This window comes from Pseudomonas sp. SIMBA_068 (assembly GCF_046534705.1).
Classification (GTDB): Bacteria; Pseudomonadota; Gammaproteobacteria; order Pseudomonadales; family Pseudomonadaceae; genus Aquipseudomonas; species Aquipseudomonas putida.
The window spans coordinates 1-441 of the sequence record NZ_JAWRYI010000066.1 but is presented as its reverse complement, the minus strand read 5'-3'; the positions used below and the strand labels follow the sequence as shown (position 1 = coordinate 441).

1 protein-coding gene is annotated in these 441 nt (G+C 66.0%); it reads left to right on the top strand.

The genetic code is table 11. The annotated features are described in order from the left end of the window. The coding region (locus SB756_RS28160; RefSeq protein ID WP_410912771.1) for an MFS transporter at window positions 1–441 on the top strand (441 nt) is incomplete at both ends.

Sequence of the window (441 nt, the reverse complement as noted above, 5' to 3'; positions counted from 1 at the left end):
ATCGCCTTCTACGGCGCCGGGGTAATCGCCCAGGCCGGCCTTGGCGAAATCACCCAACTGGGTGACACCGCCCCCTTCATGCTGGCTGGCGTACTGGCTGCGCTGTCGGTGCTGCCTATCGTGATCTTGCCGCGGGTATCGCCCCTGCTGGACCAGGTCGAACCGCTCAAACCCCGCCAGCTGCTGGGTGTAGCACCGTCGGGCCTGGTGGGCTGCTTCGGTTCGGGTGTGGCCATTGCCGGGATCTATTCCCTGCTGCCGCTGTACCTGCAACGCATCGGCCTGGAGGTGGGCGAGGTCGGCAACATGATGGCTTGGGTGATCCTCGGCGCCATGCTGCTGCAATACCCGGTCGGGCGCTGGTCCGACCGCAAGGACCGCCAGGATGTGCTGATCGCCCTGGCTGCGCTGTGTGTGGTGCTGTCGCTGGTCACGGTGTTC